Genomic DNA, 15986 nt, shown 5'->3' on the forward strand with positions numbered 1-15986 from the left:
ACGCGCTATGAGTGCAGCACAAATTTGAATTTGTAGGTGTAGGGCATCGCCAGCATGACGTAGGGGTCACCATGTTGGGCGGTTTGGTGATACCAATCCACCGCAGCTTGCTCTAAACAAAGAATCGCTAAATCGGCTTTCCGAATACCGTAGAGTCGCATACCTTCATCTTTGGCGGCTTGTGCCTCTTCATTCAGCGCCAAGACAAAAGGCGACAACAGCGCCGCTATGGCTAGCCCGGCCAGGGTGATCAGTAGGTTTGGTCGTTTTGGTAACAACATTAGGGGCCAAATTTATCGGGGAAGTAGGAGAGCGGCGGCTCACGGTTTAGCCACTCGTCCATCATTTCTTCGCCTTCTTCGCCTTCTTCGCCTTCTTCGCGTTGTTCTGGGGTGACGCTATCGCGATAAGCGCGCAAAGCATTCTCAGATGAACTGCCGGGGGCTTCTTCGTGAATAGCAAGAAACATTGCCCACCCTTTGGCTGGGTCTGGGGCCGGCGCTGAACGGCATAACTCTCGGCCTGCCTCTTCGGGCTCGATGTTACAAGCGGCCAACCAACCACGCCCATTCATATGTCCTGCTTCGGAAGCCTTGGTTATCCATTCCCAGGCCTCATCAGGCTGATCCAGATGATTCAACACAGAGGCGAGATTATTCATAGAGGGGGCATAACCTCCTTCTGCTGCCTGTCGAAACCAAACCTCAGCGGCTTCCAAACGCTCGATATCGTTGGGGTAACCTTTTTCGTCGTTGCGGGCTATCTCGCCAAGCAAGTTCATAGATTCCACATGGCCCGCCTCGGCGGCACGCCGTAGCCACTTCATCGCTTCGGCTTCATCGGGGTCTTTAACGTAGTAATAAATATTATAAAGCGCGGCCATGGCCTCGGCATCGCCTGCCTCAGCTTTAGGTAGCGTTAACTCCAAGGCCTCCTGGGGCCAGTCGCCGCCGTCTTCCGGGCAGACATCCCCCTGCTCGCATGCACCGCCATCAAACAAGCGCAGCATGGCGTGGGGGTCACCGTTTTGTGCGGCTTGGTAATACCAGTCCAACGCGGCTTGTGAAAGCCCGCGACTAAGGAGTCTATTCGCTTCGCCCAAATAATACATTGCTTCCATATCACCAGCCTCAGCCGCAATTTCAAGCGGAGGTTGCATCTTTTCCCACTAGTGGATGCCCCATAGGCGCATGTCTTCATCTTTTGCGGCTTGTGCCTCTTCGCCCAGCGCCCAGGCCGAAGGGGACAGCAGTGTCACTAACATTAGGCAAGCCAGTATGAAAGGAAGCTTCGATCGTTTTGATAACAACATCAGGGGCCAAACTTCTCAGGGAAATAGGAGAGCGGCGGTTCACGGTTTAGCCACTCTTCCATCATTCGTCCGCCTTCTTCACGCTGTTCTTGAGTAACGCTGTCACGATAAACTCGCAGCGATCTTTCTGACGAAGTGCCGGGAGCTTCTTCATGGATAGCTAGTAGGATGGCCCACCCTTTGGCAGGTTCTGGATCGGTAGCAGAATTACATAGAGTCAATTCCTCCCAATCAGGTTCAATATTACAGGCGGCCAACCACCTCCTCCCATTGATATGCCCTGCTTCGGAAGCTTTTGTTATCCATTCCCACGATTCTTCGGGCTGATCCAGATGGTTTAAGACAGAGGCAAGATTGTTCATAGAGGGAGCGTAGCCAGCCTCTGCGGCTTTGCGAAACCACACCTCAGCGGCTTCCAAACGCTCGGTATCGTTGGCGTAACCTTCTTCGTCGTTGCGGGCTATCTCACCCAGCAAATGCATGGACTCCACATGGCCCGCCTCGGCGGCACGCCGTAGCCACTTCATTGCCTCATCTTCATCGGGCTCTTTAACGTAGTAATAAATATCGTAAAGCGCGGCCATGGCTTCGGGATCACCCGCTTCTGCCTTGGGCAGGGTGAGCTCCAATACCGCCTGGGGCCAGTCGTCGCTGTCTTCCGGGCAGACATCCCCCAGCTCGCATGCACCGCCATCAAACAGGCGCAGCATGGCGTGAGGGTCGCCGTTTTGTGCGGCTTGGTAATACCAGTCCAACGCGGCTTGATTCATACCCCCCATAACCAATCGACGGTTCGCTTCACCCAGGTAATACATTGCCTCAACATCACCCGCTTCAGCCGCTTGTTCTAAATAAGAAAACGCTAAATCGGCTTTCCGAATACCGTAAAGTCGCATACCTTCCTCTTTGGCGGCCTGAGCCTCATCGTCCAGCGCCCAGACGGAAGGTAGCATGAGCGCTGTAAGCGTTAGTCCTGCTAGCATTGCCAGGGTGATTGATCGTTTTACTAACAACATTAGGGGCCAAATTTATCGGGGAAGTAGGAGAGCGGCGGCTCGCGGTTTAGCCACTCGTCCATCATTTCTTCGCCCTCTTCGCGCTGCTCAGAGGTAACGTACTCTCTATAAATATTAAGATTTTGATCGGGATAACTACCGGGTACTTCCTCTTTAATTGCTAAGAGTATTGCCCATCCCAGTGCAGGATCCGGCTCTAGAGCACCTCGGCATAAATCTTTAAAATCTCTGAGAGTGGGCACGATATTGCAAGCTGCTATCCAGCGACGGCCATTTATATGGCCGGCCTCAGAAGATTTAACTCTCCACTCTCTAGCTTCTTCATACCGTTCTAAGTTACTTAGCACTGCCGCTAAATTATTCATAGCCTGGGCATAACCTGCCTCAGCCGCCTTGCGAAACCACACCTCTGCGGCTTCCAAGCGCTCGGTATCGTTGGCGTAACCTTCTTCGTCGTTGCGGGCTATCTCGCCGAGCAAGTTAATGGACTCCACATGGCCGGCCTCGGCGGCGCGCCGTAGCCACTTCATTGCCTCATCTTCATCGGGCTCTTTTACGTAGTAATAAATATCGTAAAGTGCGGCCATGGCCTCGGGGTCGCCTGCTTCGGCTTTGGGCAGGGTGAGTTTCAGCGCTGCCTGTGGCCAGTCGTCGCCGTTTTTCGGGCATACGTCCCCGAGCTCGCAGGCACCGCCATCAAACAGGCGCAACATGGCGTGGGGGTAGCCGTGTTGGGCGGCTTGGTGGTACCAGTCCAGTGCGGCTTGATTCATCCCACCCATAACCAGGCGACGGTTCGCCTCGCCCAAGTAGTACATTGCCTCCACATCACCCGCTTCAGCCGCTTGTTCTAAATATGGGATGGCTGTTTGTGGCCTACTGATACCATACAATCTCATGCCTTCGTCTTTAGCGGCCTGAGCATCTTCGTCCAACGCCCAGACGGAAGGTAGCATGAGCGCTGTAAGCGTTAGCCCTGCTAGCGTTGCCAAGATTGTTGATCGCATTACATCATTCCTTTGTAAACTGTCTTGTTAACCCGCACAGATTTCAGTACCAAGGCCTGCGACATAGCGGCGATACCTAGTCTTGGATTCAGCAACTTGCGGGTCTCCCATGCCTGATATTCTGTCCATAAACTTATCCAGGTCACTCTTATGGTTCTGGTAAGCCGAGTCTGGGTAGTCATGCGGCGGCTGGCCGTTCTCAGTCATTCTGACCACTGCTTTGGTAAACAGGTACTGCGAAGGGGTAGGGGTTTCCCGACTAAAGCGGCAGAGGGGGCCATAAACGTTCATGGTGACGCCCTCCACGATCCAACCCAAGCAGTTGGCAATGGCGATTTGCTGAAAGTCCAGCGCTTCCTGAGCATTAAAGCGTTGTCTATTGACACCACTCCTGCCTCTACCAGGCTCTTCTACTTCAAACTCTTGTGGATTGCTGATAAGCAGGTAAAGCAGAGACCCTAGCGCTTCGGGAGTTAATTGCTGAACCCAACTGGCTATCTGTTCGCGTCGTTCAGCACGAATGGCTTCTACGATTTCAAACGCAATCGGCCCCGCATTCTGCCCACCGGTCATGGCGCTGTAGAGACGCTCGATACCCGCTTGCCCACGGGCAGCGAGCAGGCCTACGTTAAGCAGGGTGGTGGTGGCGAGATAGCCTAGCCGGCCCATGCTATGGTAGGCGTCATCATCAATCCAATCGGGTTGGACGTAGTTGTTATCCACCATGGCGCGATGGAGCATCACTAGCCACAAATCCAGGCTGTCGATATCCAGTTCGACGGAAAAACTGCCCCCAGCTCCTTTGCCGATCACGACGCGTGCAGCCATACGTAACACGAACTTGCCGTTCTGCATGCCCAGTGCAAGACCGAGCTTGCCACCTAAGCCTTCAGCCACTTCCATCGCAAGGGTGGCAGTGCCAAGTTTGCGCCACCCCGTCAGTGACTGACTGGCGCGCTGCATGTTCATCTCGGAGCGCGCCGCCCGGTTGGGGAGGATGCGTTCCAGGTTAGCGGGTGGCTCCCAGCTTAATGCGCAGCGGGTTTCGATACTCAGCCGGGCACCGGCAAAGGCCTCGATGGTTGCGCCTTCGGCTTCCCGTTTTGCCCAATCGACACCACTCACGCTGAGGCCTTCCTCGCCAAGGGAGATGCCCGTCTCGGCCGCCAGTGCTAGGCTGGCACCCGCAAACCCTTTGGCAACGGCGTCCACGACTAAGACATAGCGGCCTAATGCGCGCTGTTCATCAACCTCGGAGAGGGTGGCGACCACCTGTTGAGCCTGATCTTCTCGCGGCAGGACTAGTCGCCCTAGTGGCAGCTCCCCCCGCGCCAGGCTAAAGGTGCCCTTGGTCTCCCAGCGATAGGTGGCCTCGACAGAACTCTTGTTTGAATCACTATCATCGAGTTGCCACATACCATTGGAAGGCCGCTTGATGGCAAGCTCGTCGCGCCGTGTGGTCTTCAGCCCGTTACTTCCGCCACTGCTCATTTCCAGTTCGCCGTCTAAGAACGTCAGTGTGGGTTGCTGGGCGACGACATCCCAGGGGGTATCGCGGTCGCCGTCACTGCGCGGTTCGTTGAGATCAAACCTGTCCATGCCGACCAGCCGCATCATCTGGGCCTGAGCGCTGGCGTCGAACAGGCGCAGCCGTTCACGGCTCGGGCCGGTGAACAGAATTTTCTGCAGCGCGGCTCCCCACTGTTCTTTACTGGCGCCGTCGAGAGAGTCAACTTCATGCCCCTGCTCCTCAAGGTAGGCGAAGAAGCTTTCAGGCTGAAAAAAACCCAACGGCTCTTCATGCCAGTCGAAACGATGCTCTATTGGCTCACAGCCACGCCCTTGCAGCCATTGGGAGAGCGCGCTTTCAGGCGCCTCCCATAACTTTGCAGGCAATACCCCGTCCGCACCCATGGCATTATCCAGCCGTTGCCGCTCGGTTTGGGTCATGGCGGGCATCAACTGATAAAGGCTGAGGTGACTGAGCGACTGGCCTGCCTGGGGTGAGCTAAACTCGCGTAATGGGAAATCACGGCGAACCAGCAGCTCGATCTTGCGCTTCTGGTAGCCCATAGCATGGCGGTCGTCTTCTATATCGGTATGCCAGATAAGGACGCGACCAGGCTCCATCTTGCTGACGGCGTCATCGGCCTGTGTGAACAGATCGCTTAGCGTCTCTTGGAGGCTTTCATAATGTTGCCGTTCTTGTTCGAACAAAAAGATAGGCAGCTTGGTATTGCCGGCGGTGCCGCTTTCCCATTCGCTGAGTTTTTCCTCAACCGCCTGGTGTAACTCGACGCTTTGCTTGAGCACTTTGCAGTATGTGTCGAAGGCACTGACACCCTCGTCCAGCGACTCTGTTTCGACGTTGGCTGCCGATAGCGCCAGTTCGGGGGTGGCGATACCGAGCGAAGCAAGGGTGAGGATACTCTCGAGATAGTCGCTATACTTGCTTTCCTGCTGCTCAGAGAGCTGCTGGACGTGGCCCACAAAGTTACATTGCTGCGCTGCCTCGTCAGGCGGCATGGATTCGCACAAACCAATGAAGGTTTGATACTCGGCGAGCACCTCTTGCAGCGAGAAGGGAGTGGCTTCTCCTTCGCTTCCAGGGTTGAAGTGATACTCGCGCTGAGCCAAGGCCCGGCACGAACGGTAGGTTTCCAACGCCTGCTCGATTTCTGTTTCCCAGGGGCCATAGTAGTTTTCACCTTCGATACTATAGCCCGCTTCCTGCGCGCGATTTAGGCCCGCTTGGTAAAGGTCACGCAGTTCGTCTTCCAGGCGCACAGCGCTGGGGTCTCTGAATTGTCGCGCTAAGTGATCCAATAACGCGGGCGTCGTGAATTGCCATAGCAAAGAGCGTTGGCGCGCAATGCGATCTTCCAAGCTCTCTTGGTCAACAGAGGTAATTTCAATTAGCTGTTCGAAACACGACTGATAACGTGCTCTTTCGCTGTCGTCGAGGAAGTTTTCGGCCCGGGTCGGCAGTAGGCACTCCATTAAGCCTGCTTCTTCGTTGAGTACCCGAAGTCGCTCGGTGGCATCCTCTTCTTGTGTCCACGCCTTAAGCTGTTCTGCGGCTTCCAGTAAGATGTCTGAGACCTCTTCCGTCAGTAACCAGAACGTATGCGTTCCTGGCAGATACAGAATATCGGCCCAGCATTGCTCTTTGCAGACGTGCGCTGCGCTTTTCCCTGCGCTTTCGCCGTCAGATTCCGGTGGCTCAAAGATGTTGACCACCATCGGGTCAAGATGGCGCTCTGAGGTTTGCTCAGTACTCATAACAGGCGCTCCAACTGCTGTACTTTTTGGCGTGAAGAAAGGGGCGTGTTCAGAATGTCGTCTATCTGAATATGCAGCCTTTCGCCTTCGTCCGTAATAATGGGCAATAGCCGCTTTAAATGATCCGAGCGGCTGATGCCTGCCTGCATCGCTGTTTTCATCCGTGCCAACCAAGCATTGGGTAAAGAAGCTAGCGGTGTCTTCGTCATTCGGCTCAGCCACCACGCCTGTTGGCTCTCCTTCAACGCGGCTTCCATATCTACAGTAAGCTGCCAGCGATCAGGGGCAGGGGACGTTGGCGCATCGGCCTGCCAAATAGACCACTGACCCTGGGGTGTGGGGGTGGCGACTCGGTCTAGCGGGTTTAACCAGTGTGAGTAAAAATTGGCTGGAGCGCTGGCGAGCAGGACGGTCCATACGGCGGGCTGCTGAAGGTTGATCAGTGATTTGCCGCCGTGGGGGTCATCCAGTACAAAAAGGGCACGCAAGTGGTCAGCAATGCTTTGCAGGTTTTGATCTGCCGGTGGTTGGCATACCCATCCCAAGCGTTGCTGGCAGAGCGATTGTGCGTAACGCCATGCTTCACTGTCTGTATCTATCTCAAACAACCACGGGCTGGCATCGTTTAACAACGATAAAGCTGTACCGGCAAAGAGCGTGATGAAATCGTGTTTGCCAGGCATATCCAGCAAAGGCCTGCACTGCTCAGGCGACCGGCGCTGGTCCAGTACCACAAATCCACGCTGGCCTGTCACCATCTCCGCAAGGTTGTCCGCCGGGTAACAGCGTTCGGCAAGTTGGTTTAACCAGCCAGACATGGGCAATCCTCGCGCGAGCACTGGGTGTCATTGATCTTGCCGCAGAGCGGCATGATGGCCGCTTCGCTTAGCTGGTAATCCTTTAGCTTGGGAAGCGAGGTGGGCGGTATCGGCTCGTGCACCTCCGCCACCGCATGCCCTGGCAGCAGCGGACCTTCCACCGCCTGGCCGGAGCCGTTGCTGGGGCTGCCGCCTGCGTTGACGCGTACCTTGGGACCAACGATGGTGACGCCGCTGCCGTCCAGCTTGAGGAAGCTGCCGCCGGCGTTGAGGGTCAATTCGTTACCGGCTTCGAGCACCACCTTGTGGCCGGCCTTGATGTGCAGTTCGCGGCCGCTTTCGCTTAGCCAGGCTTGTCCTGCGTTGACATGCAGGGTGCCTTGTACCGTGAGGTGCTGCTGGCCTTCGGTATGTTCGAAACGGTTGCCGTGCACCGTGTGGTGATTGTCGTTGTCGATCTCGCTGATGCGGTCGTTCTTTACCTGCAAAAAGCTGTCGTGGCGGATTTCTTCAACACGGTCATTAAGCGTCAGCAGCTCAAGGTCTTTCTGGGCGTGGAGCCAGATCTGCTCTTCGCCGGCTTCGTCCTCAAAGCGCAGTTCGTTGAAGCCCTCGGCCTTGTGGCTTTGGGTGCGCAGTACCGTGCGGGTCTTGTGTTCGGGCAGCGGGTAGGGCGCGGTATTCACCGCATGGTAGGTGCGCCCGATGACCAGCGGCTGGTCGGGATCGCCTTCCAGAAAGGAAACAATCACTTCGTGCCCAATGCGCGGAATGGCGATGCTGCCGTAGCCGCCACCTGACCAGCCTTGGGTGACGCGTACCCAGCAGCTAGCCGTGTCATTTGGCTCTGCATAGCGATCCCAGGGGAGCTGGACCTTGACCCGGCCGTGTTCGTCGCAGTGAATCTCTTCGCCGTCGGGGCCGACCACAAAGGCGACCTGAGGGCCATCGACGCGGGGTTTAGGGGTGGGCGTCGCCCGCCAGGGGGCATCGCCGGGAATCAGCGTGACCTGATTGTGGTAACGGGTCATCCCGGCACTGTCTGATTGGGTGATACCGTCTTCTTCCAGTGCCTGGGGTTGCTCGCCGTGGTGAGTCACGCTAATGGTCTGCCAGTCGCGGTTGAGGCTGTCGGTGTCGTGGTCGGTCAGCGTGAAGCGCACACCGGGGGCGAGTTCGGGCAGGTCGCTTTCGGCGTTGGCGGTGAGCGCTTCCCGGCGCAGCTGCTCTAGGCGAATACGGGTGAACGGCTGACCGGAGGCGTCCTGCTTATAACGGCCGGGGTAGTCGTAGTGTTCGTAGTCAGCATTCTGACCATGCGCTTCTACATCGCGGCCTAGATGTTCATGTAACTGCGCATAGGCGGGATTTTTAAAGCTGTAATCTTTTAGCGTGGCGGAAGCGGCAGCGACCCGAGCGGTGTGGCTTAGCTTACGCACATGGCGGGTGGGAGCGGGGCCACCGGCGCGGCTGTTGTAAGGCCGTTCGCCGAGATTGGTCAGTACCTGAGGGTCATCGGCGAAGACCAGCCGGTGGCTGCTCTCTGCAAATTCATGGAAGTAGAACAGGCCTTCTTCTGCGGCCAGGCGCTCGATAAAGGCGAGATCCGTCTCGCGGTATTGCACGCAGTATTCGCGCTCGGGGAGCTCGCGAGTGACCGCAAAGGCCACGTCGCGGATGCCGCGCTCGTCGCACAGGGTATTGATGATGGTGAGCGGGTCGACTTTCTGGAAGATGCGCGAGTTGTGGCGCAGTGAAAGCCGCCATAGCGCCGGGCGCAGTACCAGGGAGTAGAAGGTACGTCGGTGGCCGCGGTCACCCCGGCCAAACTCGCTGACGATACCGTGCACCCGGCGCAGCGGTTCGCCGTCCTGCCAGATGGTGAGTGTGGCTCCACGATCCAGGAGGTCGGCAGCATCAAGATTGCCGTCGTGACTGGCTAAGTGAATGGCGAGCTCAAAGGGCTGGGAGAGCGCTTCGCGGTGGGTAAAATCAATCACCGCCAAATTATCAACGCCGGATAAGGTTAGAGTAAATTGCAAACCGGTGCTGAGTGCCATGCACCCTCCAGAATAATCGCTAAACGTAGCAAAGATAAATGAGAAGCGATCAGCATAGCGAGGCAGCCGCGGCGCACAACCCTGGAATGACAAGTCACCACAATCTCTTACATATATATAAGAGATGGCTTACAAAATTTTAAGTGATGGCTTACAGCTTAAAAAATTAAGTAATGGTTTGCTAAAAATGGTAGTGCATTTAGCGCCGGAATTTAATTCAGGGGTAAGTGTAGAAAAGTTTTTAATAGCAATGTTATTCGATAGCTAAAAAACTGCATTTTAGCGTCTATTTCCAGCAGCATATTGGCACTGGAGTTGATTTCGTGCCTGTCGGGCGTCTCTCTAATTACGCGGGAGTCTACGAAGAACAAGTTGGCACGACAGCTACACCATGCGTCCATTTATTAAAGCCTAAACCCTTCAGCAATATGCTCGGCCAAACTATCGATAATGGGCGACTGGGTAGATGAGGTGCGCAGTAGAACAATGGAGGCCTCTGGCAGGGCAGGAAACCCCTCTTTTTCACCCAATATTTGCATATCGGCAGTGACCAGACTGCGCATCCAGGCAGAGACGGCCAGTCCCGCGCCAACAACGGCTTGCAAGGTAGCCAAGCTGGGGCTGCTGTAAGCAATTCGATAGGTTCGTCCTGCGCGGTCTAGCGCATTACAAGCGTGGCGACGGCAAAAGCAGGGTGCCTCGAACAGCGCAAGCGGCACGGGTGTTTGTAAATGTGTGCTGTGACTCTCAGCTGAAACCCACACCGTCGTCTCGCGCCTTAAAATAGTGCCCACTTCGTCGCCTATCTCCCGCGTCATAATGATCAGGTCAAGGCTTTCCTGAGGCTGCTGGGAGAGCACGGAAGAGGGCGCGCAGTGCACATCAACATCCACCAGTGGCCAAGCTTGGGAAAAGGTTTTGAGAATGCCGGGCAGAAATCGCATCACATAATCATCCGGCACGCCCAAGCGTACACGCCCCACCATGTCCGGCTGGCGCAACAGCGTCAGTGCCTCACCTTGCAGCGATAAAATCTTGCGTGCATAGCCAAGTAGCGTATGGCCCTCGCTGGTTAACAGTAGTTGGCGATTCTGGCGCACAAAAAGTGGGCGCTCGATCACGTCCTCTTCCAGGCGTTTCATCTGCATGCTGACGGCGGATTGGGTGCGATTGACCGTCTGGGCGGCGCGGGTGAATCCGCCCTGGTCAACTATTGCCACAAAGGTACGCAGCAGTTCGTGATCGATGGTGGGTAGTGTAGCCATGATATCAATCTTATTGATGTAGAGTATAAGGAGTATTCGTTGGATTGATTTTAGACGCTGCTCAATACTTCCTTCAACGCTTATTTGCTATGCCGTGTAAGCGGCTATAAGGAGCTTGAAATGGAGTGTTCAGTCGAAACTCATCAAACCGCCCAACGCCAGCAGGCGGAGCAGTGTGTAAGCAAGGTAACTTGGGGGGAGAGGTTCTATCGGTGGCGGCAACTGCGTCGAGAGCGCTATGCATTGCGCCACTTGAGCGACGATATGCTGAAAGATATTGGCATCAGCCGCGATGACGTTCACCGTGAATCGCATCGGCCGTTTTGGGATGACAGAGGCTGGCGTCGTTAGCAAGCCGCCGGTTGAGATTGCCGCGTCGCTGCGCTCCTCGCAATGACAAGCGGGGGTCATTGCGAACGTAGTGAAGCAATCTCGGGGCTACTCTTAAGGTCATGCCAGCCATGGTGGGTTTGTGATACCTTGTGGGCACTAAAAAATGCTGCATGAGTTAGTTGCAATTTATGGATGTCAATCAGCGTATTATTTCCCGCCTGGCCACCGAGCTAAGCGTAAGACCCGAACAAGTCGCCGCCACGGTGGAGCTGTTGGATGGCGGCGCCACCGTGCCGTTTATTGCCCGTTACCGTAAAGAAGTCACCGGCGCGCTGGACGATATCCAACTGCGCCAACTGGACGAGCGCCTGCGTTACCTGCGCGAGTTGGAAGAGCGCCGCGTCGCCGTTCTCGCTGCCATCGATGAACAGGGCAAGCTCGATGCCACGCTGAAAGCGAGTATCGAGGCCGCTGAGACCAAGCAGCGGCTGGAAGATTTATACCTTCCCTTCAAAAAGAAGCGTCGTACCAAGGCGCAGATTGCGCGTGAGGCGGGGTTAGAGCCGCTGGCCGATGCGTTGCTCGCCGATCCAACGCTTAATCCAGAAAGCGAAGCGGAAAAGTATCTGCGCCCAGCAGAGGGCGATATTCCCGCCATCGAAGATGCGAAAGCGGCTTTGGATGGCGCCAAGCAGATTTTGATGGAGCGCTTTGCAGAAGACCCCGAGCTGATTGGCCAACTGCGTGAACGCCTCTGGCAGGAGGGCGAGTTAAGCGCACGCGTACTGGAAGGCAAGCAGCAGGAGGGCGCCAAGTTCTCCGACTACTTCGAGCACGATGAAAAACTCGCCAAGGCGCCTTCTCACCGCGCTCTGGCGATGTTCCGGGCGCGAAACGAAGGTGTGTTGAGCCTATCAATCCGCCTGCCCGGTGAAGAGGAAGCGCCGGTGCACCCCGCTCAGGTGACGATTGCCAAGCAGTTTGGCATCAGCGACCAGGGCCGCCCGGCGGATAAGTGGCTCTCTGAAGTGGTCCGCTGGACCTGGCGCGTGAAGCTCTACACTGCACTTGAAACCGAGCTGCTGGGCCGCCTGCGCGAACAGGCCGAGCTCACAGCGATCGAAGTCTTTGCTGCCAACCTGAAAGATTTACTGCTGGCCGCACCGGCGGGGCAGAAAGTGACGCTGGCCATCGACCCCGGTCAGCGCACCGGCTGTAAGGTCGCAGTGATCGATGCCACCGGCCAGTTTGTCGGCCACACCACCATCTATCCCCATGCGCCGCAAAACCAGTGGAATGAAGCATTGAGCGTGCTGGCGAAGCTGGTCAAACAGCACGGCGTTGAGCTGATTGCGGTAGGCAACGGTACCGCCAGCCGTGAAACCGACAAGCTGGTCGGCGAACTACTCAAAGCGCTGGCCCCCGCACACCGCTTAAGCAAAGTGATGGTCTCTGAGGCGGGCGCTTCGGTCTATTCCGCTTCTGAGTATGCCTCGCGGGAAATGCCCGATCTGGATGTCACCGTGCGCGGTGCCGTCTCGATTGGTCGTCGTCTGCAAGATCCTCTCGCCGAGTTGGTTAAAATCGAGCCCAAGTCGATTGGTGTAGGCCAATACCAGCACGATGTTTCCCAGGTGCAGCTATCGCGTAGCCTGGAAGTGGTGATTGAGGACTGTGTTAACGCCGTGGGCGTCGATCTCAATACTGCCTCCAGTGCGCTGCTTTCGCGAGTGGCTGGTTTGAGCACTGCGCTGGCCGAAAATATTGTTGCCCAGCGCAACGTTAAAGGCGCTTTCAAAAGCCGTAAAGAGCTGCTTGAAGTCAGCCGCTTGGGTGCAAAAACCTTTGAGCAGTGCGCTGGTTTCCTGCGTATTCATAATGCCGACAACCCTCTGGATGCCAGCTCCGTTCACCCGGAAGCTTACCCCTTGGTTGAACGTATCGCCAAGCAGAGCGGCCGTGAAGTGCGCGGTTTGATTGGCGACAGCGCCGCGCTGAAAGCGTTGAAGCCCGCCGACTTTGCCGATGAGCGCTTTGGTGTGCCCACGGTGAGCGACATTCTTAAAGAGCTGGACAAGCCTGGCCGCGATCCGCGCCCGGAATTTAAAGCCGCCGAGTTCCGCGAAGGAGTCGAAACGCTTAATGACCTCAAACTAGGGATGGTGCTGGAAGGCACGGTGACCAACGTGACGCACTTCGGCGCCTTTGTGGATATTGGTGTTCACCAGGACGGCCTGGTGCACATCTCAGCACTCTCGGATCGCTTTATCGACGACCCACGCAGCGTGGTGAAAGCCGGAGACATCGTCACCGTCAAGGTCATGAGTGTGGATATTCCGCGTAAGCGGGTAGGGCTATCGATGCGTCTGGATGATCAGCCGGAGTCTGAAACGGGTGGCGCTGAAATTGATCAGCGGAACACATCGCGTAAGCCCGCTCGCAGCCAGCGCAGCAGTGCAAAGCCTGCTGAAGCACCGGCGCCAATGGGCGCGCTAGGCGCCGCGCTGTTAAAAGCGCGCGGCGGCAAATAGTCGCGCACTTTGAAAGCTAATGTTTTGAAAAGCGTCGTGTCTTGAAATAAACCGCGTCTTGAAAAAACGATCGTTGCCGCCATATCCTGTTGTCTACTGTCGAGACAGCGATGATGGCGATGCCACCTGACTACACCAAGGCCCGCTCACAGCGGGCTTTACTGACAAGGAGTGTTCACCTTGCCTGAACCACTCACTGTGCCATCTGCGCTGACCGCGCAAGTCGAGCGCCTGATTCCCAGTGCACGCCTTGGTCGGTTGGGCCGCCTGCGTCGTGGGCTTGAAAAAGAGGGGCTGCGGGTTGATGCCAATGGGCACATTGCCCAAACGCCGCACCCGCACGCACTGGGTTCTAAACTCACCCACCCGCATATCACCACGGATTATTCAGAATCGTTGTTGGAGTACATCACGCCCGTCTACTCCCAGCCGGGTGAAGCGCTGTGCTTTTTGTCTGATCTGCATACCTTTACCTATCATCACCTGGAAAATGAGTGGATCTGGCCCGGCAGCATGCCGTCGCGGCTATCGGGGAACGACAGCGTACCGATTGCGGACTATGGCAGCTCCAATGTCGGCACCATGAAGCATGTTTACCGTAAAGGGTTGGACATGCGCTATGGCCGTATCATGCAGGCGATTGCTGGCGTTCATTACAACGTGTCGCTGCCGGACGATATGTGGCACGCCCTGCGCGAGATGGAAAAAGCCACCAACATTCCCTTCAACGATTACCGCTCCACCCGCTATTTCGGCATGATTCGCCACTTCCGTCGCCATAGCTGGTTACTGCTCTATCTGTTTGGTGCCTCACCGGCTATCGATAAGAGCTTTTTACCCGACGACAAGAAAGTGCCTGAAAAGCTCCAGCCGCTCAGTGACGATACCTATTACGCGCCGTATGCGACGACGCTACGTATGTCGGATCTGGGCTATCAGAACAAGGTTCAGTCGCAGCTCAAAATCTGCTTCAACTCGCTCTCGAATTACGTCAATACCCTGCGTCATGCCATCTCGTCGCCCTGGCCGGACTACGAGAAAATGGGCGTGAATGTCGATGGCGAATGGCGTCAGTTGAACGCCAATATCCTGCAGATCGAAAACGAGTACTACAGCGACATCCGTCCCAAGCGTGTTGCCAAGCACAACGAGACTCCCAGCCAGGCCCTCGAAGCCCGTGGCGTAGAGTACATCGAAGTGCGCTGTCTGGATCTCAACCCTTTCGATCCTCTCGGCGTGACCGAAACTCAGATGCGTTTTGTGGACACCTTCTTGATGTGGTGCCTGCTCAGCGACAGTCCCTGGATCTCCGACGAAGAGTGTGACCGCTTAGACGATAACCGTCGTTGGGTCGTCGAGCGCGGCCGTGACCCTGAGCTTGAACTCTATAATCACGGCGAAACCACCTCGGTGCGAGAGTGGGGCGAGCAGATTTTCATTGAGATGGGCGAAGTAGCCCGCCTACTGGATGCAGTAGAAGAGGGCGCCCCTCACGCCGATGCCTTGGCAAGCCTTGCACCAAGCCTAGAGGACCCTTCACTAACGCCTTCTGCGCAAGTGCTTGAACGGCTAAAAGAGAATGGCGGATCGCTCAGTGATCTAATGCTTAGCTTGGCCCAGGAGCAGGCGGAGCAGTTGAAAGCCGAACCCATGCAGCGCAGCCGTGAAGCGCTACTGGCTCAGTTAATTGAAACCTCTCATCAGCAGCAGCACGATATTGAAGCCGCTGACAAAGAAACCTTTGAAGAGTTTTTACAGGTCTATTTCACCAAAGCTCGTGAGTCCCGCGCCTTGTCGGCGCTGCCATCTGAGGTTCGTCAATGATTCAGCACTCCTTTCGCTCGGTGGCTCTGGCCGGGTTAGCCTTCTGCGTGCTAATGATGGCGGTGGCGCTTGGCCTGGAGCACATTGGTGGCTTTGAGCCTTGTCCACTGTGTATCTTCCAACGTGTGGCAGTGATCGCTGCGGGCATTGTGTTTGCGATTGCTGCTATCCACAGCCCGGCCGGGCGAGTGGGTAAGGTGATTTACGGGCTGCTGGCGCTTATTGCCGTCGGCACCGGCGCCTTTATCGCCGGTCGTCATGTCTGGCTACAAGGCTTGCCTGCCGACGAGGTGCCTTCCTGCGGCCCTGGGCTTGATTACATGATGGAAATCCTGCCCATGCAGGACGTGGTATCCATGGTGCTGACCGGCTCAGGGGAGTGCGCCAATATCGATTTCTCCCTGCTGGGCCTTTCGCTACCCGCCTGGACGCTGATCGGTTTTGCCATTCTGGCCATCGCCCCGTTACGGATGCTGTTTTTTAAAAGCCGGGGTTAGCCATGCGCCAGCATAAGGAGCGCCAGCTATAAGGAGATCGG

12 protein-coding genes are annotated in these 15986 nt (G+C 56.3%); 4 read left to right on the forward strand and 8 right to left on the reverse strand.

Annotated features, from left to right (window positions below; translation table 11 throughout):
- Positions 1-5: 5 nt before the first annotated feature.
- The 8 genes from ACW44H_RS05835 to ACW44H_RS05870 form a co-directional block, all read right to left on the reverse strand.
- Positions 6-281, reverse strand: coding sequence for a hypothetical protein (locus ACW44H_RS05835; RefSeq protein WP_457507642.1), 276 nt, complete (start codon positions 279-281; stop codon positions 6-8).
- Entirely contained in the window at positions 281-1159 is an 879-nt protein-coding gene (locus tag ACW44H_RS05840; protein WP_457507644.1) for a tetratricopeptide repeat protein, read from the reverse strand. Before ACW44H_RS05840 ends, ACW44H_RS05835 begins: the two co-directional genes overlap by 1 nt.
- 152 nt (positions 1160-1311) lie before the next feature.
- Complete coding sequence (locus tag ACW44H_RS05845) at positions 1312-2328, reverse strand: tetratricopeptide repeat protein (RefSeq protein WP_457507647.1); 1017 nt, start codon at positions 2326-2328, stop codon at positions 1312-1314.
- Positions 2328-3335 carry a tetratricopeptide repeat protein gene (locus tag ACW44H_RS05850; protein WP_457507649.1) on the reverse strand — a complete coding sequence of 336 codons (1008 nt, stop codon included), beginning with the start codon at positions 3333-3335 and terminating at the stop codon, positions 2328-2330. Before ACW44H_RS05850 ends, ACW44H_RS05845 begins: the two co-directional genes overlap by 1 nt.
- A 27-nt stretch (positions 3336-3362) precedes the next feature.
- The gene (locus ACW44H_RS05855) at positions 3363-6617 is read right to left on the reverse strand and encodes a hypothetical protein (protein WP_457507651.1); all 3255 of its coding nucleotides are present in this window, start codon (positions 6615-6617) and stop codon (positions 3363-3365) included.
- Complete coding sequence (locus ACW44H_RS05860; RefSeq protein ID WP_457507653.1) at positions 6614-7435, reverse strand: DUF4123 domain-containing protein; 822 nt, start codon at positions 7433-7435, stop codon at positions 6614-6616. The genes ACW44H_RS05855 and ACW44H_RS05860 overlap by 4 nt, the downstream gene beginning before the upstream one ends.
- A complete protein-coding gene (locus ACW44H_RS05865; protein ID WP_457507655.1) occupies positions 7420-9495 on the reverse strand; it encodes a type VI secretion system Vgr family protein in 2076 nt (691 codons plus the stop codon). Before ACW44H_RS05865 ends, ACW44H_RS05860 begins: the two co-directional genes overlap by 16 nt.
- A gap of 404 nt (positions 9496-9899) precedes the next feature.
- The gene (locus ACW44H_RS05870) at positions 9900-10760 is read right to left on the reverse strand and encodes a LysR substrate-binding domain-containing protein (protein WP_457507657.1); all 861 of its coding nucleotides are present in this window, start codon (positions 10758-10760) and stop codon (positions 9900-9902) included.
- A 120-nt stretch (positions 10761-10880) separates the two neighbouring features.
- Here ACW44H_RS05870 and ACW44H_RS05875 point away from each other — a divergent pair, with 120 nt between their 5' ends.
- The 4 genes from ACW44H_RS05875 (at position 10881) to ACW44H_RS05890 (ending at position 15945) form a co-directional block, all read left to right on the forward strand.
- Positions 10881-11111 carry a DUF1127 domain-containing protein gene (locus tag ACW44H_RS05875; protein ID WP_457507659.1) on the forward strand — a complete coding sequence of 77 codons (231 nt, stop codon included), beginning with the start codon at positions 10881-10883 and terminating at the stop codon, positions 11109-11111.
- Positions 11112-11281: 170 nt separating this feature from the next.
- Entirely contained in the window at positions 11282-13624 is a 2343-nt protein-coding gene (locus ACW44H_RS05880; protein ID WP_457507661.1) for a Tex family protein, read from the forward strand.
- A gap of 180 nt (positions 13625-13804) precedes the next feature.
- Positions 13805-15448, forward strand: coding sequence for a glutamate--cysteine ligase (gene gshA / locus ACW44H_RS05885; RefSeq protein WP_457507663.1), 1644 nt, complete (start codon positions 13805-13807; stop codon positions 15446-15448).
- Positions 15445-15945, forward strand: coding sequence for a disulfide bond formation protein B (locus ACW44H_RS05890; protein ID WP_457507665.1), 501 nt, complete (start codon positions 15445-15447; stop codon positions 15943-15945). The genes gshA and ACW44H_RS05890 overlap by 4 nt, the downstream gene beginning before the upstream one ends.
- Positions 15946-15986: the final 41 nt, after the last annotated feature.

It is taken from the genome of Vreelandella sulfidaeris Esulfide1, from assembly GCF_054072535.1.

Bases quoted from the DNA above. Each gene is read 5' to 3' on its own strand.
- ACW44H_RS05890 (WP_457507665.1), top strand. From the start codon at position 15,445: ATGATTCAGCACTCCTTTCGCTCGGTGGCTCTGGCCGGGTTAGCCTTC.
- ACW44H_RS05845 (WP_457507647.1), bottom strand. From the start codon at position 2,328: ATGTTGTTAGTAAAACGATCAATCACCCTGGCAATGCTAGCAGGACTA.
- ACW44H_RS05880 (WP_457507661.1), top strand. From the start codon at position 11,282: ATGGATGTCAATCAGCGTATTATTTCCCGCCTGGCCACCGAGCTAAGC.
- ACW44H_RS05850 (WP_457507649.1), bottom strand. From the start codon at position 3,335: ATGCGATCAACAATCTTGGCAACGCTAGCAGGGCTAACGCTTACAGCG.
- ACW44H_RS05855 (WP_457507651.1), bottom strand. From the start codon at position 6,617: ATGAGTACTGAGCAAACCTCAGAGCGCCATCTTGACCCGATGGTGGTC.
- ACW44H_RS05835 (WP_457507642.1), bottom strand. From the start codon at position 281: ATGTTGTTACCAAAACGACCAAACCTACTGATCACCCTGGCCGGGCTA.
- ACW44H_RS05875 (WP_457507659.1), top strand. From the start codon at position 10,881: ATGGAGTGTTCAGTCGAAACTCATCAAACCGCCCAACGCCAGCAGGCG.
- ACW44H_RS05870 (WP_457507657.1), bottom strand. From the start codon at position 10,760: ATGGCTACACTACCCACCATCGATCACGAACTGCTGCGTACCTTTGTG.
- ACW44H_RS05840 (WP_457507644.1), bottom strand. From the start codon at position 1,159: ATGCAACCTCCGCTTGAAATTGCGGCTGAGGCTGGTGATATGGAAGCA.
- ACW44H_RS05860 (WP_457507653.1), bottom strand. From the start codon at position 7,435: ATGTCTGGCTGGTTAAACCAACTTGCCGAACGCTGTTACCCGGCGGAC.
- ACW44H_RS05865 (WP_457507655.1), bottom strand. From the start codon at position 9,495: ATGGCACTCAGCACCGGTTTGCAATTTACTCTAACCTTATCCGGCGTT.